The organism is uncultured Duncaniella sp. (assembly GCF_910578445.1).
Taxonomy (GTDB): Bacteria; Bacteroidota; Bacteroidia; order Bacteroidales; family Muribaculaceae; genus Duncaniella.
The window spans coordinates 1-20,825 of the sequence record NZ_CAJTQC010000021.1 but is presented as its reverse complement, the minus strand read 5'-3'; the positions used below and the strand labels follow the sequence as shown (position 1 = coordinate 20,825).

18 protein-coding genes, 1 tRNA gene and 1 pseudogene are annotated in these 20,825 nt (G+C 45.3%); 13 read left to right on the top strand and 7 right to left on the bottom strand.

The genetic code is table 11. The features are described from left to right. Positions 1–12 precede the first annotated feature (12 nt). The 4 genes from QZ311_RS09085 to QZ311_RS09070 all read left to right on the top strand — a co-directional run bounded on the left by QZ311_RS09085 (position 13) and on the right by QZ311_RS09070 (position 3,000). On the top strand, positions 13–735 hold the full coding sequence (locus tag QZ311_RS09085) for a DNA alkylation repair protein (protein ID WP_297066920.1): 723 nt from the start codon (positions 13–15) through the stop codon (positions 733–735). 212 nt (positions 736–947) lie between these two features. After that, positions 948–1,021, top strand: a tRNA-Asp gene (locus QZ311_RS09080). 260 nt (positions 1,022–1,281) lie between these two features. Next, entirely contained in the window at positions 1,282–1,995 is a 714-nt protein-coding gene (locus QZ311_RS09075) for an MIP family channel protein (protein ID WP_297066919.1), read from the top strand. A gap of 135 nt (positions 1,996–2,130) precedes the next feature. Then, on the top strand, positions 2,131–3,000 hold the full coding sequence (locus QZ311_RS09070) for a neutral zinc metallopeptidase (RefSeq protein ID WP_297066917.1): 870 nt from the start codon (positions 2,131–2,133) through the stop codon (positions 2,998–3,000). A gap of 91 nt (positions 3,001–3,091) precedes the next feature. Here QZ311_RS09070 and bcp read toward each other — a convergent pair whose 3' ends face one another. Together bcp and QZ311_RS09060 are read right to left on the bottom strand one after the other, a co-directional pair. Beyond that, positions 3,092–3,547 carry a thioredoxin-dependent thiol peroxidase gene (gene bcp / locus QZ311_RS09065; RefSeq protein WP_297066915.1) on the bottom strand — a complete coding sequence of 152 codons (456 nt, stop codon included), beginning with the start codon at positions 3,545–3,547 and terminating at the stop codon, positions 3,092–3,094. 153 nt (positions 3,548–3,700) lie between these two features. Next, positions 3,701–4,150, bottom strand: a complete 450-nt coding sequence (locus tag QZ311_RS09060) for a cupin domain-containing protein (protein ID WP_297066913.1) — start codon at positions 4,148–4,150, stop codon at positions 3,701–3,703. Positions 4,151–4,391: 241 nt separating this feature from the next. On the opposite strand from QZ311_RS09060, the gene QZ311_RS09055 reads away from it, so the two are divergent. Together QZ311_RS09055 and QZ311_RS09050 are read left to right on the top strand one after the other, a co-directional pair. Beyond that, a complete protein-coding gene (locus QZ311_RS09055; RefSeq protein WP_297066911.1) occupies positions 4,392–4,766 on the top strand; it encodes a helix-turn-helix domain-containing protein in 375 nt (124 codons plus the stop codon). Further along, positions 4,750–5,748 carry a glycosyltransferase family A protein gene (locus tag QZ311_RS09050; protein WP_297066909.1) on the top strand — a complete coding sequence of 333 codons (999 nt, stop codon included), beginning with the start codon at positions 4,750–4,752 and terminating at the stop codon, positions 5,746–5,748. Before QZ311_RS09055 ends, QZ311_RS09050 begins: the two co-directional genes overlap by 17 nt. A 3-nt stretch (positions 5,749–5,751) precedes the next feature. On the opposite strand, the gene QZ311_RS09045 is transcribed toward QZ311_RS09050, so the two are convergent. The 4 genes and pseudogenes from QZ311_RS09045 to pyk form a co-directional block, all read right to left on the bottom strand. Next, entirely contained in the window at positions 5,752–6,972 is a 1,221-nt protein-coding gene (locus QZ311_RS09045; RefSeq protein ID WP_297066907.1) for a cysteine desulfurase, read from the bottom strand. A 40-nt stretch (positions 6,973–7,012) separates the two neighbouring features. After that, positions 7,013–8,368 (bottom strand): Fe-S cluster assembly protein SufD, encoded by a 1,356-nt coding sequence (gene sufD, locus QZ311_RS09040; RefSeq protein WP_297066905.1) that lies wholly within the window; start codon positions 8,366–8,368, stop codon positions 7,013–7,015. Continuing rightward, complete coding sequence (gene sufC / locus QZ311_RS09035; protein WP_297066903.1) at positions 8,365–9,129, bottom strand: Fe-S cluster assembly ATPase SufC; 765 nt, start codon at positions 9,127–9,129, stop codon at positions 8,365–8,367. Before sufC ends, sufD begins: the two co-directional genes overlap by 4 nt. 677 nt (positions 9,130–9,806) lie before the next feature. Next, positions 9,807–11,243 (bottom strand): annotated as a pseudogene (gene pyk / locus QZ311_RS09030) (pyruvate kinase); the annotation flags it as partial. Between the two features lie 819 nt (positions 11,244–12,062). Between pyk and QZ311_RS09025 the strand changes: the two are divergent. The 4 genes from QZ311_RS09025 to QZ311_RS09010 all read left to right on the top strand — a co-directional run bounded on the left by QZ311_RS09025 (position 12,063) and on the right by QZ311_RS09010 (position 15,901). Next, positions 12,063–12,641 (top strand): hypothetical protein, encoded by a 579-nt coding sequence (locus tag QZ311_RS09025; RefSeq protein WP_297066901.1) that lies wholly within the window; start codon positions 12,063–12,065, stop codon positions 12,639–12,641. After that, positions 12,641–13,330 carry a PsbP-related protein gene (locus QZ311_RS09020; RefSeq protein WP_297066899.1) on the top strand — a complete coding sequence of 230 codons (690 nt, stop codon included), beginning with the start codon at positions 12,641–12,643 and terminating at the stop codon, positions 13,328–13,330. The genes QZ311_RS09025 and QZ311_RS09020 overlap by 1 nt, the downstream gene beginning before the upstream one ends. A gap of 6 nt (positions 13,331–13,336) precedes the next feature. Next, on the top strand, positions 13,337–15,046 hold the full coding sequence (locus QZ311_RS09015; RefSeq protein ID WP_297066898.1) for a WG repeat-containing protein: 1,710 nt from the start codon (positions 13,337–13,339) through the stop codon (positions 15,044–15,046). Between the two features lie 321 nt (positions 15,047–15,367). Next, the gene (locus QZ311_RS09010) at positions 15,368–15,901 is read left to right on the top strand and encodes a hypothetical protein (protein ID WP_297066896.1); all 534 of its coding nucleotides are present in this window, start codon (positions 15,368–15,370) and stop codon (positions 15,899–15,901) included. Here QZ311_RS09010 and QZ311_RS09005 read toward each other — a convergent pair. Next, positions 15,893–16,648 carry a helix-turn-helix transcriptional regulator gene (locus QZ311_RS09005; protein WP_297066894.1) on the bottom strand — a complete coding sequence of 252 codons (756 nt, stop codon included), beginning with the start codon at positions 16,646–16,648 and terminating at the stop codon, positions 15,893–15,895. The two genes, QZ311_RS09010 and QZ311_RS09005, sit on opposite strands and share 9 nt — an antisense overlap. Before the next feature lie 417 nt (positions 16,649–17,065). On the opposite strand from QZ311_RS09005, the gene QZ311_RS09000 reads away from it, so the two are divergent. The 3 genes from QZ311_RS09000 to QZ311_RS08990 are packed head-to-tail and all read left to right on the top strand — an operon-like array spanning position 17,066 to position 20,606. Beyond that, a complete protein-coding gene (locus tag QZ311_RS09000; RefSeq protein ID WP_366511799.1) occupies positions 17,066–17,407 on the top strand; it encodes a sigma-70 family RNA polymerase sigma factor in 342 nt (113 codons plus the stop codon). Then, positions 17,404–18,063 carry a DUF4974 domain-containing protein gene (locus QZ311_RS08995; RefSeq protein ID WP_297066892.1) on the top strand — a complete coding sequence of 220 codons (660 nt, stop codon included), beginning with the start codon at positions 17,404–17,406 and terminating at the stop codon, positions 18,061–18,063. Before QZ311_RS09000 ends, QZ311_RS08995 begins: the two co-directional genes overlap by 4 nt. Beyond that, complete coding sequence (locus QZ311_RS08990; RefSeq protein ID WP_297066890.1) at positions 18,060–20,606, top strand: hypothetical protein; 2,547 nt, start codon at positions 18,060–18,062, stop codon at positions 20,604–20,606. The genes QZ311_RS08995 and QZ311_RS08990 overlap by 4 nt, the downstream gene beginning before the upstream one ends. Positions 20,607–20,825 lie beyond the last annotated feature (219 nt).

Genomic DNA, 20,825 nt, shown 5'->3' with positions numbered 1-20,825 from the left:
ACACACCCGACTATGGATGAACTACTTTATGAATGGACAGACATGCTGGCGGCTGAAATAGTCCCCGGCAAACGCGAAGTGCTGATGCGTTTTTTCAAGACCGCACCGGGAGAGTATGGTGAAGGTGACCAATTCTTAGGCATCACAGTCCCGTCGGTCAGAAAAGTGTCAAAGCTGATGACCGACGCTCCTCTGGAAGCTATCAGCCGAATGCTTGGGTCTGAAATCCATGAACACAGGCTGTCAGCGCTGCTCGTCCTCGTCGAGCGTTACCGACGCGCCAAAAACGACAAAGGGATGAAAAAACAGATTGCAGACTTCTATCTGTCAAACACCCGTTCAATCAACAACTGGGATCTTGTTGACCTCTCAGCGCCAAAAATCATCGGGAACTTCGTTCTCGAAACCGGTGACTATGAGATTCTTTATCGCCTAAGCCGCTCGTCTGACCTCTGGGAACAGCGCATAGCAATAGTCTCGACCTACACGCTGCTTTGCAACGGCATCACTGAACCGACAGTAAGCATTTCGCAAAGCTATCTCACCCACAAACATGACCTCATACATAAAGCCACAGGATGGATGCTGCGCGAAATGGGGAAACGGACCGACGAACGCCTGCTCACAAAATTTCTTGATGAAAACACACGGCGCATGCCAAGAACAATGCTCCGATATGCCATCGAAAAGCTTTCGCCCGAACAAAGACAATATTACCTGCATCTGCCACGATGAGTAAATGAGCCTTATATTCCATCCCTACTGAAAGCAGTGTGATGCTAATCTATCCTCAAATAGAACAATTATCCATCTGTTTTTCGCAAGAATATATAACTTTGAAAAAAAGTTCAATAAAAAATTGCACAATTGAGGATTGATTCATACCTTTGCAGTCGCAAAAAGGCAGTAAGATTACAAGTCCATAGCTTTGATGCGATTCAAACCTTGGTGTGGTAGTTCAGCTGGTTAGAATACCTGCCTGTCACGCAGGGGGTCGCGGGTTCGAGTCCCGTCCATACCGCTGAGGAGAGAGGAGAATGAGTAATTGTAAATTCCTTCGGGAATTGCGTTACTCATTCTTTTTTTGTATATTTGCCTCAGACGTCCCCTATGCCATCAACCCATTGTGGCTGCCAAATGATTTCACTGATAAAATCGGCGTCTCTACAAAACATTCACTTTCCAAAATTTGTTGATGAAACGAGGGAATGTTATATATTTTGCCTACACTCAACTCAAACCTAAAAATAAATTTACGTTCAACTAAAACTCTATCAACTAATGAAAAAGTATCTTGCAGAGATGATTGGTACGTTCGTACTGGTCTTGATGGGCTGCGGTAGCGCAATTTTCGCCGGAATCGGAGTCGGGACAACCGGCTATGGAGTCACAACCCTCGGTGTCGCAATGGCCTTCGGCCTCTCGGTAGTGGCAATGGCCTACACCATCGGAAATATTTCAGGCTGCCATATCAATCCGGCAATCACTCTCGGTGTGTGGTCGAGCGGACGCATGAGCGGACGCGAGGCCGGAGGATATATGCTTTTCCAGTGCATCGGTGCTCTACTCGCCTCTTTCGTACTCTGGATTCTTGTACATACCGGCAATCAGGCAGGAATAGAAGCCGTGTTCAACGACACGACAACCACCGGAGCCAACAGCTTCATGCCCGGTAATATTGTTCCGGCGTTTATAGCTGAAATGATCTTCACGTTTATTTTCGTACTGGTAGTGCTTGGCTCTACTGACCAGAAAAAAGGCGCAGGCAATTTCGCAGGTCTTGCAATCGGTCTCACCCTTGTGCTCGTACACATCGCATGTATCCCCATCACCGGAACATCTGTAAACCCCGCACGTTCACTCGGCCCGGCCATATTTGCAGCCATCGAAGGTAACGCACAACCCATCGCACAGCTTTGGCTCTTCATCGTTGCCCCATTTATCGGTGCAATCCTCAGCTCATACGTATGGAAAGCGATTTCATCTAAAGATTAATCCATCCAACAGGAATACAACACATCATATGTGAATGTGAAGGCTGTGTCAGAAAGCCGGCAGTCGATTTTCTGACACAGTCTTTATACAATCTATTGCAGACATCAGACTGCATCACGAAAAAAATTTAAGACTATGCGACTCAACGGACGACGCGAAAGCTCAAATGTCAGCGACCGCCGCGGCAGCGGTGGCGCACGGGGTCTAAAAATCGGAGGCGGTATAGGCGCGGTCATCATCGCGGCAATCATCGCTTGGATTTCAGGAGGCAACCCGCTCGACGTAATCACCTCAAACGTCGGGAATCTGACTTCCGGCAATCAGACAACCCAAACATACACCCCGACAGAAGAGGAGGAGGAACTCGCACAATTCTCCCGGCAGATTCTCGCCGGAACTGAAGATGTCTGGACCAAAATCTTCGCCTCAATGGGCAAGGAATACGAGCCACCTACACTCGTATTGTTTACAGATGCCGTTCAGAGCGCCTGTGGCAACGCCACCTCGCAGGTCGGACCATTTTATTGTTCGGCTGACCAATGTCTGTATATCGACCTGTCATTTTTCCGGGATATGCGCAAGACGCTCGGAGCTGACGGTGATTTTGCCTACGCCTATGTTATAGCCCACGAGGTCGGCCACCACGTCCAGCATCTCTTAGGCACACTCGATCAGGCTCACTCCAAAATGAACAGAGTCAATGAAACCGAAGCCAACAATATCAGCGTGCGCATCGAACTGCAGGCCGATTTCCTTGCCGGAGTATGGGCCAACCATGACAACGCCATGTTCAACTCACTTGAACCGGGCGACATTGAAGAAGCTCTCGATGCTTCAATGAAAATCGGCGACGATTATCTTCAGAAACGGGCTCAAGGCTACTCTGTCCCGGATTCGTTCACACACGGAACATCAGAGCAACGCAGCCGTTGGCTGAAACGCGGTCTTTCGACAGGAGATATCACAAAAGGCGACACATTCTCCATCCCCTACTCATCCCTATGACATATCTGTCATTTAACAAAAATCATCCGGCGGATTCTGAGTTATTTCAGAGTCCGCCGGATGATTTTTGGTTATACGCGAAAAGAATCGACTATTCTCCGATGAGTCCGAGAAGCTGCTCACCGGCCTTCTTTGTGTCGACTTTAGTGATTATATGGGTTATCTTGTGGTCGGCATCAGTAATGAAAGTCGTACGCACCGTCCCCATATACTCACGTCCGGCCATCTTCTTTTTCTGCCACACACCGAACGCCTGATTGACCTCAGTCGATGGATCGGAGAGCAGGATGAACGGAAGCGCGAATTTATCTGCAAATTTCAAATGACTCGCAGAGGAATCCTTGCTGATTCCGATGACTGTGTAGCCCTTGGCAGTCAACTCGCTGTTATGGTCGCGGATCGAACATGCCTCAGCCGTGCAGCCCGGGGTATTATCCTTCGGATAGAAATAGACAATCAACGGTCTGCCTGCAAAATCAGAACTTTTCACCTCGTTACCCTCTGCATCGAGACCGAGAATTTCAGGAATTTTATCGCCGATATTCATATGCTAATTTTATTTTTGTGATTAGAATTCAACATGAGAGTGTTCAAATTTAATAAAACTTATACTTATAAGCAACGAACTCCACCACTATAAAGTTGTCATCAGTCAATAATAGCACGTGAAACCGAAAAATTCCCTGTTTTCAATCATGATTTACCACTTTACAGGCTCGGCAATAATATCGCCGTCCGTAATATCGTCAGCCGTAAATGTGTCGCCACGATACTGCACACAAAGCATGACGAGCGGTTGCGCACCATTGTTTCGAACCGAGCGACGCCCTGCGGGTGCAACGCGCACCACACTGCCTTCTCCTACCGGGAACACATCGCCATCAACCTGAAACTCCCCTTTGCCCGACAGGAAAAAGTAGAGTTCCTCATGGCTTTTATGAGTATGCAGGAAACCTGTCTCCTGTCCCGGCGCAAAAACCTGAAAGGAGAATTCACCGCCCGTAGCGCCGACAGCCTGACCGCCGAACACCTTACCGGGGATTTTGATTTCGGGACTTAATTCGAGTACATAGTCCTTGATTTCTGTAAGGTTGCCAAGATTGATTGCGCCATAGTTTTCAGCGCCCGAAAGTTGTTGAATCTGCTTCATGACCAATAGTATTTTAAAGTTTTCATGCTGCAAAGTTAGAGTGTTAATTCTTATCCATCAAGAAGTTACTTTCAACACACATAGTTACTTTTTTATTACTTTTGCAGAGACTCAGCTATCTACAACGATGATTTTTCCGAAAAAAATTTAAATCAACCATAGCCACATATTCAAAATCACTACTAACTTTGCAAAATAAAGCACAATGAAACCTTAATACCTTAGATTTGCAGCGACAAATATGAACGAAAAGCCCAACGACAGTAAATATCCGGTTGAAACCTGCCCTATCCGCAATGTAGTCGCACGTTTCGGCGATAAATGGTCATTGCTTGTTCTGCTCGTAATCGACAGAGAAGGGATAGTAAGGTTCAATGAACTCCACAGACTCATCCCCGACATTTCAACCCGCGTACTCTCGTCCACGCTCAAGACACTTGAAGCCGACAGCCTCATCAACCGTAAGGTCTATGCTCAAGTCCCGCCAAAAGTGGAGTACTCTCTGACAGAAACCGGAATGTCGCTGATTCCGATTGTCAATCAACTTACCCTATGGGCACAGGAAAACATGGAAAATATCATCAAACACCGTAAGGACTATGCATCGAGGAATTAATCCCAGACTAACAATATTTACAGCTCTATCAATGGTCATCCCGGTCTACAACAGGGAACACACACTGCCACGCACCTTGCGCTCGATTGAACAGTTAGGCCTATGGCCGCGACGCCTGATACTCGTCGACAACAATTCGACCGACAACTCATGGGAAATAATGCAGCAATGGAGCACCCGGATGAAAGAGCGCAAGCGAGATGTAGTATTGCTTAAAGAGCCAAAGCCGGGAGCATCCGCGGCACGCAACAGGGGACTAAAAGAGGTCGAGACCCCATACGTGATGTTTTTTGATTCCGACGACGAGATGCGATGGATGCACGTGTTAGATTTCGCACATGCAATAACGGAAGACCCTGAATATGATATTTTCGGACGAGACATATTATATGAGGATGCGGACGGACGTCGACGCAAACTATATTTCACCGCGAAGTCACCGATGTTCAATCATATTTTCCGTGGTTGCCTGTCGACACAACGCATGGTCATAAGAACGGAGCTTATCAGGGAGGTCGGAGGCTGGGATGAGACACTTCCGGCATGGAATGACTATGAACTCGGTGTCAGGCTACTGCTCGCAAGCAACCTGGTCATTGACATCGGCGAGAAACCGACTGTCGTGACCTACCATAGTGCCGATTCCATTACAGGCTCATCCTACAGCGCACGCCATGAACAATGGGAAAAATCACTCGACCGGGTGGAGGAGCATTTCAGAAAAGCCGGACGCGATGACCTTGTGAGACTTACGGACGCACGGCGTATGATACTTGCTTCGCAATATCGTCGCGAAGCAGACAAGTGCAAAGACACCGCAATGCGTGAAAATGCAATCCGTCAGGCCAAACGTCTCTATGCCGAGGTCATCGAAAAAACCGACAGCCCGAGGAAAATGAAGGCGATCTATCTTCACAACCGCCTGTTCAAACGCCTGACATGGGTGCTCGCACGGATTATCTTTCCTCTGAAAAAAGATTAGGCCTCACCGCAGCATTTCGCTCACACGCTTGAGAGCGGCGATGAAAGCATCGCATTCCTCAATTGTGTTGTAGACGGCAAACGATGCTCTGACCGTGCCCTCGATTCCAAGCGATTGCATCAGAGGCTGGGCGCAATGATGGCCGGTACGGACAGCTATGCCAAGCTTGTCGAGAAGCATGCCCATATCGTAATGGTGCTCGCCATCAACAAGAAACGAAATAATTCCACACTTGCCGGGAGCAGTTCCATAAATCTTCAGTCCGGGAACCTCTTCGAGCATCCGGCGCGTAGTATATTCAAGCAACTCATGCTCATGGGCTGCAATCTGCTCAACGCCAAGCCGCCACATATAATCTATCGCCTTCTCCAGAGCCGCAATGCCTACAAAATCAGGAGTCCCAGCCTCAAACTTATAAGGCAGGTCGGCATAGGTGGTCTTTTCGAAGCTCACCGATTCTATCATCTCTCCCCCACCCTGATAAGGAGGCATCATTTCAAGCCATTTGCGTTTTCCATAAAGCACTCCGACTCCGGCAGGGCCATACATCTTATGTGCCGAAAAGGCATAAAAATCGGCATCAATATCCTGCACGTCAATTCTTATATGCGGGGCGGCCTGCGCACCGTCAATCAGCACCGGGACATCATGGGCATGGGCCTCGGCTACGATTTCCTTGACCGGATTGACTGTTCCGAGAACGTTGGATGCATGGCAGACTGAAACAAAACGCGTATGTTCGTTGAAAAGCGCACGATAGGCATCCATATCGAGCGAGCCGTCCTCGCGGATAGGAATCACACGCAATTTTATGTCAACCCGACGCTGGAGCAGCTGCCAAGGCACAATGTTGGAGTGATGTTCCATGACCGACAGGATGATTTCATCTCCGTCACGGAAAAATGCACCGCCGTAAGAAGCGGCCACAAGATTAATGGCCTCTGTCGTCCCCCGGGTAAAGATGATTTCCTCTTCCGACGAAGCGTTGACAAAATCTCTCACCTTACGTCGCGCGCCCTCCTGAAGCTCGGTCGCCTCCATTGAAAGGGTGTGCACGCCGCGATGGACGTTGGCTTTCGTGTGGGTATAGCCGGCTACCACCGCATCGACCACCTCACGCGGTGTCTGCGATGTAGCCGTATTATCGAGGTAGACTAAAGAGCGTCCATAAATCTTACGGTCAAGAATCGGATAGTCCTCACGTATCTTAGCGATGTCCAGCATTTCTTATTGAAGTATTAAGGATTAAGTTCCAAGAATCAGGTCATTCGTGGCAGTCAGTGGTCCGGCATCCGGTGCAATCACCGAGCGTGCCGGAAAAACGACGGTCAACAAGATGAAGCAGACGCTCGCGCAGACCGCTTATGTGGACACTGTCAATGACATCGACCATGAAAGCCTGCATCAGCATCGTGCGAGCTTCGGCTTCAGGGATGCCACGCGAACGCATGTAGAAGAGCGCGTCGTTATCAAGCTGTCCTGTAGTCGCGCCGTGGGAGCATTTCACATCATCGTTGTAGATTTCAAGCTGCGGTTTGCAGTGCATACGTGCCTCGGTCGAAGCGAGTATGTTACGGTTGCTCTGATAGGCTTCGGTGAACTGTGCGCCGGGGGCGACAAGTATGCTTCCCTCGAATGCGGCAGTCGAAGCATCGTCAAGCACATATTTGAAAAGCTGGTTGCTACGGCAGCGCGGACTCAGATGGCGGATGGCCGAATCATTGTCGATGTGCATGTTTCCCGATCCGATGACCATTCCGGCAAGATGCGTCTCGGCGTTTTCGCCGTTGAGGTCAATCGAGAATTCATTGCGTGTAGTGCCGCAGGTGAGGGTCGTGGAGTTGAATGAGAAATGTGAATCTCTTTCCTGACGGACAAACATGCGGGAATAGCGCGAAGTGTTGACCGACGACTCCTCGATGGAACATGCCTCGAAACGCGCTCCCTCTCCGACATAGACCTCAGCAATCTGCGAAGCAAGATAACTGTTATCGGCATCCTGCGTATGGTCGCAGACAAGAAGCTGCATCTCCGCACCCTCATCAAGCACAATCAGCAATCGGCGGAATGCGGCAATCGAAACCGGCGACGAAAAAATATTGACAAGCTGCAACGGACGCTGAAGCTTTACCCCACGCGGGACATAAATCAACACACCGTCCTGAGCCAGAAGAGTGTTGAGTGCGACCGAAGCCTCACCCTTGGGTGCAATCTCGCCGTAATAACGGTCAAGAATCTCCGGAAGTTCCACAGCCGCGCGCTTCAGCGAACCGAAAAACACTCCTTCGGGGAGCTTCGATTCGAGCATCGATGCGGGATGAAACGAATCGTTGATGACGAGTCCAAGCAAAGTGGACAGCGAGGGGACATCGCACTTGAAGCTCGCTGCGACATCGACCGGTATATTGACACGCGAAATGTTGACCCCGTAGTCGGTAGCGAACATTCCGTCAATCGAAGTCTTTTCAAAACCTTCGCAGTTCTTGTCGGGAAGACGAGCATCGCGAAGCTGTGCGAAAGCTTCGTCACGGAGGGCATTGAGCTTTCCGGCCGAATGGGCGCACACTGTCTCACGGTTTTGCTCGAAAAGCCCGATATATTGAGTCAGTGCATTGCTCATAGGTCATTTTCCTCCTTAATCCAGTCGTAGCCTTTTTCTTCAAGTTCAAGAGCAAGCTCAGGTCCGCCGGTCTTCACGATGCGTCCCTTATATAATATATGTACGAAGTCCGGACGGATATAGTCAAGCAGACGCTGATAGTGGGTGATGACGATAGTGGCATTCTTGTCGGTCTTAAGTTTGTTGACACCACCTGCCACCACTCGAAGCGCATCAATGTCAAGACCCGAATCGGTCTCGTCGAGAATGGCTACACGCGGCTCAAGCACGGCCATCTGGAAGATTTCATTACGCTTTTTCTCACCACCCGAGAAACCCTCGTTGACCGAGCGGGAAGCAAGCTTGTTGTCAAGCTCGACAATCGCACGCTTCTGGCGCATCATCTTCAGGAAGTCGCTTGCGCTGAGTGGCGCTTCTTCAAAATATTTACGCTTTGCATTGACAGCAGCACGCATGAAGTTCACCATCGACACGCCCGGAATTTCAACGGGATACTGAAACGACAGGAAAAGGCCTTCATGACTACGGTCTTCGGGCGAAAGTTCGAGAAGATTGACACCGTGGAGAAAAGCCTCGCCACCAGTGACAGTATAGGCCGGATTGCCGGCAAGCACTCCGGAAAGGGTACTCTTACCTGAGCCGTTAGGCCCCATGATGGCATGGACTTCGCCCTCATTGACGCTGAGATTCACACCGCGAAGTATTTCCTTCCCCTCGACAGAGGCATGGAGGTCGCGCACTTCAAGTAGTTTCTTGCTCATCCTATTGTAGAATATATAATTGTAGCTGTAGTTATGTTTACTTTATTTTGTGATGCGAAATTACTCAATTTCTACCATCTACCAAAACATTTTTCCCAAGACTTTGGTTTGGAGGCCTTTCGCACGAATTTTAGGTTATCTGACAATTGATTAAAAGAGACACTGAAATGTGTTTAAACGATGTTAAATCATCAATAAAATGAAATCTATCGCGCATGAAACATTTAATAAAAGTTAAATTGTATTCATGTAACAACATTGTGTTTTCATTGTAACATACTTGTAACACCGGCACATTAATTTTGCAATGTGAAATCAATCAAGCAACTTCAATCACTATAGAAGTTCGCTGACAAGATATAGAATCAATACCTCTAACACGAAAATTTACGGTTGCAAAATAGTTTTTTAGTAGACAAAACCAAAGATTTATCACATTTTTTACGAAAAGGCTGTCGAGAACGACAGCCTTTCTCGTTTTATAACGCTTATAGCCCCCAAAAGGATTAACGCGACCGTGCATCGCGTGCAATGTTTTGAATGGCATACCGGAATTATAGAAACATATAAAAAAACCGCAGGTATTGGTTGTGATACCTGCGGTTTTTTTATATGTTTCTACAATCTTCCGGGCGAGTCAGATTGCGTAAGAAATATCAATCCGACTATGCCGGGAATCATGATTCATGAGCGGAAGTGCCATGCTCAAGAATAGCCTGCACTGAGTTTATGGCAAGGAATGTAGCACCTGTGCCATTGATTGCGCCGAGTATGGCGATGCGGTCGGAATAGTCAAGCAGCCCCTGCTCGATGAAATCGCGCAGAGCCTCGAGAGGATATCGTTGCTGCTGAGTATAGTCCTTGTAATAATAAGCCTTGATTCCATATGAAATGCTCAGCCAGCGCATCGTGCGACGACGGTAGCATATGGCGTAGACCGGGCATGCTCCACGGAAGGAGGCGATGAAACGGGCTGTACGTCCGTGATATGCGTTGGCGATGATGGCCTTCGTTCCGATTTCTCGCTCTGACACCACTGCCTGACGGGCCAGAAACGAAGTGACATGCTCGTCGGCAAGCTGAGGAATATTGTCGCTGGTAATAGTCGCTGTCAACGAAGCCTCGACTTCCTGAGCAACACTTGCCATAGTCGACACAGCTTCTACGGGATAGCGACCGTTGGCCGTCTCACCCGACAGCATCAGACAGTCGGCACGCTGGTAGACAGCATTTGCAATATCGCTGACCTCGGCACGCGTCGGGCGCGGCGAAGAAATCATCGAGTGGAGCATCTGGGTGGCCACAATCACAGGATGATGCGCGGCTATACATTTTGCAATCATTTCGTGCTGAATCACAGGGATGCGTTCAGCAGCCACCTCAATGCCAAGGTCGCCTCGGGCAATCATGATGCCGTATGAAGCCTCAAGAATAGAGTCGAAATTATCGACGCCCTGCTGGTTCTCGATTTTGGAGATTATCTTCATGTCAGAGCCGAGGCGGTCAAGTTCGGCCTGCACGGCACGGACATCATCGGCACTGCGCACAAACGAGTGAGCCACGAAATCCACACCCAGCGATGCGGCGGTGGCAAGCGTAGCCTTGTCGCGTTCGGTGAGCGAGGCAAGATGTATCTCGCTACCCGGGATGTTGACGCTCTTGCGCGATCCGAGTCCGCCGTCGTTGAGACAGCGCGCACGGATGATGCCGGAAGCCGCATCGACATCAAGAATAAGGAAATCAAGCTCTCCGTCATCAATCAGGAAATGCATTCCGGGATGCACGTCACGAGCGATCTCCGCATAATTGAGGCAGATTCGTCCGACTGTCGTGGGTTCGGATACATGACCGCAGAACTCGACTTCCATCCCTTCGCGAAACGCAATTTTTTCGTTTGGCTCAGCGTTGACCGTAGTTCTGATTTCAGGGCCTTTTGTATCAATGATTATGCCGATACGAGGCGAGACAGCCCGACAGTTCTCTACTATTTTTGCCATCCCTTCAGCCCCGAGATGAGCCGAATTCATTCTCACGACATTCATTCCTGCCATAAAAAGGCTACGGATAAACTCTACGTCACATCGACGGTCTGAAATCGTCGTTATTATTTTAGTGCTTTTTTTAGCATGTGCCTATTACTTGATTGGACGAAAAAATTGAAACTAAAACATGTATCACCCGACCTTATCTCAGTAGGCCGGATGGGAATGCGTCCATACCTCAGATGGTATATGAAACTGGATTACATAAAATTTTATGCAAAATTACTCAATTATATTGGTTAACCCACCCAATTATTAAAAATATTTTACATTTCAATCATCCGGACTTGTGTTGCAACCACCATTAAAAACACAACGCAGAATCTTCTTTGATGGTGATTCTCTAACGCGAAATTATGTTTTTCAGCACAATAAGCTGAAAATCTCGGGAATTATTACTAACTTTGTGGTCGCAGACCGCTTCGCAGAAGCCCCGGTCTGGGGTTAAGCGGAGCGGGATGTAGTGAAAATACATAAGAAAGCGTTTATCCGCGCTGATTCTTGATTGTTAGAAATTCTCGCAAAATTTCCACCTATGTCAAGGATTGAGCAACGGTAGATGCCCGTGGATATGTAATTATCTTGCTTTCGGCACGATATTTCGAGAGAAATATCGCCGGACGCATTGATTGCATATACAAGCGTGGGCTTCTGCGTTGCCGTCCAACATAGGTAAGGCAATGCGAGAAGCCTCTAACAGAAGGACGGTAACAGATACAGATTCCTACGCTTTTTTCGTACAACAGACGCCAACGAGAGGATGACCGCGGCATAGAAATATATATGACAATCGCCAAAGACCTATCTAATAACCAACTAGAGCGGCGAATTAGATAACGCCAAACATGCATCAATAACAAAGCAACATAATCAAAACTAAGACTATTAGATATGACATATAGGATTCCATTTTTGATCCTCTGTGTTGTGGCAACATTGCCTGCTCATGCAGAACGATATTCAAGTAGCGGAGAAGCATTCTTTGTCGGAGCCTTGCAAATACTATTTTTAATGTTAGTTTTTTGGGTTTGGAGACTTATCAAAGAAGGTAGACCTAAGACAAAAGAAAAACAGCACCAAAACAGAGAGAATACCATATCTAAAGTGGTTCAACCGTTATTTAGTCCATGGGAAAAATACAAGATGGATAACGCTGATATTGCAAAAGATGTGGAATCCCTTATAGAGGGAGATTTGCAATATCTTTCAGAAAAAGACATATTCGAGAAGATTGCAACATTCAAAAGGATGTCTAAACACTTCCACTGTCCAATTTCAGAATTAAAAAATGTAACAGTGAATATTTTTATCTCAAAATTTAATACTGAAGAACTAAGAGATGTTGTAGATCAATTAGCCGTAAAATCAGAAATAGAAAGTCAGGAATATTGTATCTCAGGAGAAAATACCATGTCACATTATATTCAAATATGGCTATCTGATTATTTGTATAACTCATTGAATGTGTGATGATGAAGCTTTTCTTATTTATTCTTGCATTAATCGCAATATTAAATTTCAGTGGCTGTTCTTCAAATGATAAAAGACTTGGTTATGAGTCTGAGAACTCCCCCATTGAATATGAATCAAACGCAGTCGTAGAAAATTGCGATTCAGTCATGCCACCAGAGGCCTATGACGATGATAACATAGTTGACACAACAGAATTTGAAGGAACTCCTGAGAATAAATTTCTCTCAGAAATTTATTCTAATAGTAAGTTTAGCATAAGATACCCATCGAATTGGGAAGTCGTTCAGGAGAATGCACAAGCAACTGTTAACACCACAATTGCGGTACAAATAATGCAAAAAGTAACAAATGAATATGACTTTAGACCGAATGTTAATATAATCGTTTCTAAAGATAAGCGCACCGAAACTACTGCTTCTTTAGCAAGAGTATCATACAATCAAGCGAGTAAACTAGGATTTACAACAAATCTTATTGGCATACGTGATTGTCAAGTAAACGGAAAGAACGGAAGTATAGCAGAATATATTGCGACCGTAGAAGGTTATAAACTCCATATATATCAATACATCGTTAAAAAGAAAGATAACTCGACCTTTGTTATAACGATGACTCTTGATCACAACAATCTCGGAACTCAAAAATCATTATCACAGCAAATCATTGACTCCATAAAAATATTCTAAATAAACATGAAGAACATTTGCAAGAATATCATTAATGGTACACTTCTTATCCTTACATTTTTTACATTAATGGCCTGTGAACGAGAGCCTGTGTATGTTGATAGTTACGTAATCGAAAAAGATGGGATGTTTGGACTGATTGACTCCACCGGTAACGAAATTGTCGCACCTCGTTTCCTGTCTATTGAGCCGTTACAAAAAGACGGAGTAGCACTCGCTATAATAGATACGATTCATGCCTCGGTCAGAGATTCTTCTTTCCTTGGAATTCGAAATATTCCAGTCCTAAATATAAAATACGGCTACATAACAGCTGAAGACAAGTTTTTATTTCCAGAACCGTCTTATGTTAAAATAAAGATTGAGGGCTATATGGACTCAATCCGGGCTTACTCAAGATTTTGTCAAGAAGCTTCTTTTTATGGAGGACTTGCCATTGCTCAGGACACAACAACACTTCTATATGGTTATATTGGTCTACATGGTGACACTATCATACCTGTAAAGTATCGTTCAGCCAGCAGATTTAATGAGGGTCGTGCAGCTGTACAACTTGATTACAAAGAAGGAATGAATGGTAGTGGTAAATGGGGACTCATTAATCCGGACGGGAATAAAGTCTGCGATTTTGTTTTTAACCGAATAGAAACACCTGTTAATAAAAGGGCTATAGCATCCATCACGACAATCAACAAACAAGAAGGAGAAGCAAGTGATACTCCTAGTACCACAATATTCTTGGTAGATGAAAATGGAAAGATTATTAATGAGAATCTGAATATGATGTACCGATATTCGAATTTCTCAAAAGACGGTATTGCGGTAGCTATTCCCATTCGACTAGGAGAACTTTTGGGACTTGGTTTTCGGTTCATTTCTAAAGATGGTGAATTCATAGAGACATTGGATGTTAAGAACCTTACAGAAGAGCAAACTAAAAAAATTCTTACCAGTAAACACTTTTTAGGTGAACTATTCCCAGAAGGTATTGAATTTGCAGATGCAACACGTTTCTCGGAAGGTTATGCCGCAGTTAGTCTCGGGAAAGCATGGATTTTCGTCGATAAACAACTTATACCAAGAGGTAATAATGAAAATCCAATATTTGAAAATGCTTTACCATTTTCAAATGGCTTGGCAGGCATTAAGCTGAATGGTAAGTTTGGCTATATTAATAAAGGATTCAATTTAGTTATCCCTTGTAAGTATGATTCTTGTGCAATTGCCGGAAAAAATTTGTGCCGCGTTTATGGTGGACGAAAAAATAAATATGGTTATTCAATCATCTCCTATATAGATCGTAAAGGCAATATCATATGGCAAAACATTAATTACGAAGTAAATAACCGTAAAAAAGAAACTAGAAAATCTAAACATGATTGGCGAGATTTTGATTATTCTTATATCGGTAAAAATTATTTGCCATTATTCATAATCATTCCGATTATGGTCATAATAGCCATGATAATCATCGCATCAAGACGACATAAAAAGAAGTCGGCATCTGATAAAGAGAAAATGGATGTCAATACCGATAAATTAGATGCTGATAAGTTGGATAAGCCTGCGGATACATTAATATCAGAACCCAAAATGACAAATGAAGATAATCAGTCATTGAAAAATAATGAGTTTATCCCAAATATCGACAATGACAGTCGAACTACGGAAGCATCCTCAGTGGACGAGCGACTTGATGATTTATTGAAGTTATAGCTAATTCTTTTTGGATTTAACAATACCGTATATCGGCATGGTTACAAGCCGATATCAGGGCACGATTGCCGAGTATCTTCTTTAACACAATACCCAACCCAATATAGGAGAAACTATGCTTGGCAAAAGAAAATGACCTCCCCTGATTGAGCCCCAACATCACTCGCATTTATATTCAGAGTCAGGAGAACAAGTTATCGGAAATTACTTTTGCCATATCCAAAAGTGTACAAATAAGTTTGGTAGTGAAAACATACACTTTTGGGTATGGCACAGCAATGGTGATAACCCTACTTTTGCAGTGCAAAATCAATAATGAATATGACAAACAAGGAAAAAGACCGGATTGTAGACTGCCGAATTGCAGTCGTTGGAGCGGCTGAGTTTATTGACAGCATCAAAACCGAACTTCAACAGTTGGGCTTTGAGTCCATTCAAATAATATCTTCCTCTGATAAGCAGCCTGCGATAAGCAATTTCGATGTTATTGCAGAGAATGTCAACGAAAGTAGTTCTTGTATGTCAAAGGCAACAGACATTCCTTTAATACTGCCATTCGATTTTGTTAATGGAGCAGGAGCTATCGTTGTTATGCCCGATGATGAAAGGGATATGCTATGCAAACCTGACCTCCGGCAATGGGCGGCAACATATATGGCAGGGTACTGTGCTTTCTGGAATATAGATGGTTGCGAGTGGTTGCGCGATTCATTATCCGATATCAGAAACGGCGTAACGAACAGTGTGGCACTTAAAACCGCAGCGCATATCTGCGCACGGATAGCAGCCAACATCGCAGTCGGACGTGAAGTCAAACACTTCCCCCGCTTCTATCTCTGCAAGAATTTAGAGTAGTTTGTTATTTGTAGCCGCAACGATGGCTTCGGAGATATTGCGCACATCAAGTTTCTCAAATATGCGCTGGCGGTATTTCTTGATGGTGTCGGGCGACAGACATATTCGGTCGGCAATCTCCGACATTGTATAACCCTGAATCGACAAAGTGAGCACCGCCTTTTCCCCATCGGTCAGTGTCGGCATCTGTCGCTTGTTCCATCGGCGTGTGTTGCGGTTGTATTCAAAATAATCCGGCGTACCGACACGGTGTATCTCAATGTGACCGGGTGAAGTGTGGGTAGATGCCGACACAACGCATAGCGCAAGCCACATACGGCCGTCGGAAGTCAATACAAGAGGGGTGAGTTTATGATTAACAAGAATCTTCTTGCCCCCGTTCAGTATGTGAAAGTCGTATGAGATATACCAGTCCTTGCGCTCTTCGACCGGAATTGTATTGTGAAATGAAAATCCAGCCTCGTTCAGATCAATCAAAAACTGCTGTTCATCCTCCGGTACATATTCCAGATAGAAGCGATAGCCCAGTTTCATCACCTGTTCCGGTGTCAAACCGCACAAAAACATAGGATTTGGCGACACGTACAGAAAATTCTGCTTGAAATAGTCGATGATATAGACACTCTGATATGTGGAGCGAGAAAACGCCTCAGCCGAGCGGATATATTCATCCACCCGGCTGTAATCAAGCTCCTCCGGGAGCTTGATTACATTATCAGGTATGAAAAAGTCGTCTGTCGTTTTCATCTGAAACTGTCTTCCAAGTACAAAGTTACTAAAAATCGGTGACTAAACGATTGAATGCGCTTGTTTATACTTTTCTAAGCCATAATTTTGGTTTGATTGGGGCTATATATATTCCCGGATAAACCTAAATCTTTTATTGGTGTCCAATAATATTATTACGGGATAATCCCCCTATTGTCAGGAATTTCAGTAACTTTACAGTCTGACTCAAAATTTCCCCGAATATTTTTTCACTTTTAGGGTTAGGTTTTTGAGAGGTTGTGGTTTTAATAAGTGTATGACGACAAATAGCGACATAGAAAAGCTTTTCCGAAGCAACTATACTGCCATGCTGACGCTGGCAATACGCCTGCTGCATGACACGGATACAGCAAGAGACATTGTGCACGATGTCTTCGAGTCGGTGCTGTCGGAAATCTGTCAATCGTCACTCCCGCCTATCTGCTTACCGGTGTACGCTTTGCGTGTATGAAGCATCTCCGTAGCCTTTCGCTGCGCGAGCGTTTCAACAATCTCTACGCTCTCGATCTTGACGAGATTGAAGATGACAAATGGCCCGACCCGGAGGATGTGGCGCGGTTGAACGAGCTTATAGATCAATCCTTGACCATACAAGACAGGCGAGTGGTGAAAATGCGCTTCAACGAGCGTATGTCTTACGATGAAATCGCCGGACAATTAGGCATCAGCGAGGTGGCTGTCTATAAGCATTTGCGTCATGCAATGGATGTCTTACGTAAAAATTTCAACCGCAAATGAAAGACAATATCGACCGGCTCCTCGATGCTTTGGAGCACCCCGAAAATTATAGCGATGCCGAGGTTGAGCAGTTGCTTACCGATCCTGAGGCACGCGAAGTATACGATATGCAGCACAAAACGGCTGATGTTTCCGCACCTGTACCCAAGATAAATCTTGACGAGGAATGGCGGCGCTTTGAAGCAAGGCAACTCAAGCGCAGACCCATTATCCTCCGTTGGCTATCTTTTATTGCATCGCGCAACGCGGCAGCGGTTGTAATCGCACTTGTCGGCTCCATCGCTGTGGTGGCCGCCACTATCGGTGTGACCCATTATTTCAATGCCAATAAAGAAATGGCGCAGACAGAGCAAACCGAACCGCAGAAACAAACTGCCATAGCCGACTCTAATGTTGCTCCGACTGATACCATTCCGGCTGAAGCAACTCCTTTGCCCGAAATCATTGTATTCAAAGGAGAAAACCTTGAAAGAATCCTTGCAGACATAGCCGGATATTACGGTGCGACGGTCAAGTTCAATCAAGATGCCGCCAAGTCTCTACAACTATATTTTGAATGGGAACAGTCTCTACCACTCAATGAGGTCGTAGAACAGCTAAATAACTTCGAACAAATCAACATTACACTAACCGACAAAGTATTGACCGTAAAATGAAACGCCTTATTATTCTCTTTGCGGTGATGCTTTGTGTCGCTACCGCCTTCGCGCAGAAGTTCAGCTACCGCTTCAATCAAACACCTCTCGCCGATGCGCTCGTGCAGATTGCCGGACAGCATCCCGACATTCACATCAACTTCATTTACAACGAACTCGACAAATATCCGGTTACGGCAACCATACATACAAATGATGCCTACGATATGCTCAGACAGCTGATCGGACTGAATCCGGTGTCGGTTATCAGTTCTGGCGGCAGGTACTATGTGGAAGCGTTGCAACACGGAAAGTTCAGCTACCGCGGCCGAGTCCTCGATGAGGAACACCAACCTGTTCCGGGATCTACGATATTGATTCTTGCTCCCAAAGACTCCACAGTCATCACATACGGCGTGGCAGACAATGGCGGTCGCTTTACCATCCCTTGCGACAGCCGTAATGTTATCGCAAAACTAAGTTGCGTAGGCTACAAGACCACCTACCGTCATCTGACAGACTTCAACGTAGGAGACATAATTATTCCTATTGATGCCGTGGCCTTACAGCAGGTCAAGGTCGAAGGACAGTTGGCCTCTGTATATTCCGACCGCACTGTATATCTGCCTTCACAGCGTCAGAAAAATGCCGCTCAAAACGCTATTGATCTTCTGCGTCTCATGGCTATTCCGCAAATAAAGATAAATCCGATAGATAATTCCGTCACTGACAATACCGGAGATGGCATTTCCTTGTTTTTCAATTATATGCCGGCTTCAAAGGAGGATATTGAAGGCTTGCGCACGGCAGATGTCCGCAGGGTTGAATATCTCGAATTTCCCTCTGACCCAAGGTTCAGAGGAGCGCAGAAAGCCATCAATTTCATTATTCAGGAATACGAGTATGGCGGCTATACAAAAATTACGGCAGATGAAGATTTTCTTGTAGGTCTGTCATCTGATGTCAACATCTTTTCTAAGTTTTCTTATAAGAAAATGACCTATGACATCTATGTGGCAGCCAATAATCTTAACAGCCATCACAGCGGATATGACGTTAACGGTAATTACACGCTGAAGGATTCCGACGGAAAAGATTTTACTTTGAGCCGCAACGAAACCACCGATTACGCACATTCGAAACAAAATCAATATCCGGTGACATTCCGTGCTTCTTACAACACAGAAAAAGTTCAGATTAGCAACACTTTAGGATACAGTCATTCGGCAAACCCTATTCAGGAACAGAACGGCTCGCTTACATATTCTCCAGCTGTGGGACAAGACTATTCTTACAACCGCAGCAATCCGTCTCGCAGCAATTCTTTGAGCTATCAAGGAAATTACTTCTTTGTCTTGCCTAAGGATTATTCGGTCAATTTCAATCCTCAATTCTCATATTCGCATAATAACAATTCGCTTACATATACCACTTCCTCAGCGGAGCCAATTATCCGCGATGCCCGCGAAAATGCCTATTATTATCGAGTAAATGCCTACATTAACAAGCGATTTGCCCGGAAGCATACGCTTATGCTGGGAATTAATACCGGCAATACAATCAACCGGCTGCAATACACGGGCAATGCTTTCTATTCTGACCATTTCAGCAATCCATTTGTTTCAGGACAGTTCTGTTATCAGGCACAAATACAGAAGTTCAATCTGTATGCGGATGCCGGAGTGTTATGGGAACGAACAAGTATCAACACAATTAAAAATGATGACGTATATCCCTATGTTCATTTCAACATCCGCTATACGCCCAATAATAAAAACGCATTCTCGGCTTATTTCCAGTTTGCCAACAATACACCCGGAATTGACCAAAAGGCTTCAGACCTGTTACGCGATAACGAAGTCATGTATATTACCGGCAATCCGTCACTTGACAATTCCCGTCATATTACCTTCAATGCAACATACACATGGTTGCCGTCAAATGTGTTCAACATGAGTGCATACGGACGATACTTTGAGCTTTTTGACCGATTCATTACAACATACGAACCATTCGACAATGGTCGTGCCTTGTTGCGTACTTACATCAATGACGGAAACTACGTACAAAGTAAAATCGGTATTGCTGCGACACTGAACCTTTTCAATAAGTCATTGCAATTATACATCAGTCCAAATCAGAAATTCTACCATTCTACTGGTGTGTTTGATAAAAGCTACAACTCTTTTCAGATAATGGCGCAAGCTACATACTATCTCAAACAATGGTATTTTCAGGCATACTACCAGTCGCCTCAAAAAATGATGTTCACCGGTTCTCCCACAACATATAGGTCACGAGATTTTTATGCTTTGTCTGCCGGATGGTCAAAATCTGACTTGAACATAAGCCTGAAGGCATACAATATATTCAATTCCAATTGGGACACCTCAGACCGCTATATTCAGTCTCCACTATACACCGAACATCGAACAACCTATGGAACAAATTCCCATGCCAGATTGAACCTTTCGGTAACATACACCTTCGGATACGGAAAGAAAGTTAAGCGCGGCAACGAAGTCGGCAAACAATCCGGTGCAAGTTCCGCAATTATGAAATAATTTAAAACACATTATATGAACAAACTACTCTTGTTTTTACTTACTCTCCTTGCAGTTATGTTCAATGCTTGCGATGATGATGCTCCAGACTATCCTGATACCAAACTAATCAAAGGCCAATGGCAATTAGTTGAGGTCGGGAGCAATGATAATCCGCTTATATACAATATTGTCCTAAATAATTTTTGAGTGCTACTCAACGTGCAGAGGCATCAGCCT

Excerpts from the sequence above, each read along its gene's own strand:
- QZ311_RS09070 (WP_297066917.1), top strand. The coding sequence starts at position 2,131 with ATGCGACTCAACGGACGACGCGAAAGCTCAAATGTCAGCGACCGCCGC.
- QZ311_RS09075 (WP_297066919.1), top strand. The coding sequence starts at position 1,282 with ATGAAAAAGTATCTTGCAGAGATGATTGGTACGTTCGTACTGGTCTTG.
- bcp (WP_297066915.1), bottom strand. The coding sequence starts at position 3,547 with ATGAATATCGGCGATAAAATTCCTGAAATTCTCGGTCTCGATGCAGAG.
- QZ311_RS09010 (WP_297066896.1), top strand. The coding sequence starts at position 15,368 with ATGACAAACAAGGAAAAAGACCGGATTGTAGACTGCCGAATTGCAGTC.
- QZ311_RS08990 (WP_297066890.1), top strand. The coding sequence starts at position 18,060 with ATGAAACGCCTTATTATTCTCTTTGCGGTGATGCTTTGTGTCGCTACC.
- QZ311_RS09050 (WP_297066909.1), top strand. The coding sequence starts at position 4,750 with ATGCATCGAGGAATTAATCCCAGACTAACAATATTTACAGCTCTATCA.
- QZ311_RS09015 (WP_297066898.1), top strand. The coding sequence starts at position 13,337 with ATGAAGAACATTTGCAAGAATATCATTAATGGTACACTTCTTATCCTT.
- QZ311_RS09045 (WP_297066907.1), bottom strand. The coding sequence starts at position 6,972 with ATGCTGGACATCGCTAAGATACGTGAGGACTATCCGATTCTTGACCGT.
- QZ311_RS09020 (WP_297066899.1), top strand. The coding sequence starts at position 12,641 with ATGATGAAGCTTTTCTTATTTATTCTTGCATTAATCGCAATATTAAAT.
- QZ311_RS09055 (WP_297066911.1), top strand. The coding sequence starts at position 4,392 with ATGAACGAAAAGCCCAACGACAGTAAATATCCGGTTGAAACCTGCCCT.
- sufD (WP_297066905.1), bottom strand. The coding sequence starts at position 8,368 with ATGAGCAATGCACTGACTCAATATATCGGGCTTTTCGAGCAAAACCGT.
- QZ311_RS09060 (WP_297066913.1), bottom strand. The coding sequence starts at position 4,150 with ATGAAGCAGATTCAACAACTTTCGGGCGCTGAAAACTATGGCGCAATC.
- sufC (WP_297066903.1), bottom strand. The coding sequence starts at position 9,129 with ATGAGCAAGAAACTACTTGAAGTGCGCGACCTCCATGCCTCTGTCGAG.
- QZ311_RS09085 (WP_297066920.1), top strand. The coding sequence starts at position 13 with ATGGATGAACTACTTTATGAATGGACAGACATGCTGGCGGCTGAAATA.
- QZ311_RS09005 (WP_297066894.1), bottom strand. The coding sequence starts at position 16,648 with ATGAAAACGACAGACGACTTTTTCATACCTGATAATGTAATCAAGCTC.
- QZ311_RS08995 (WP_297066892.1), top strand. The coding sequence starts at position 17,404 with ATGAAAGACAATATCGACCGGCTCCTCGATGCTTTGGAGCACCCCGAA.
- QZ311_RS09025 (WP_297066901.1), top strand. The coding sequence starts at position 12,063 with ATGACATATAGGATTCCATTTTTGATCCTCTGTGTTGTGGCAACATTG.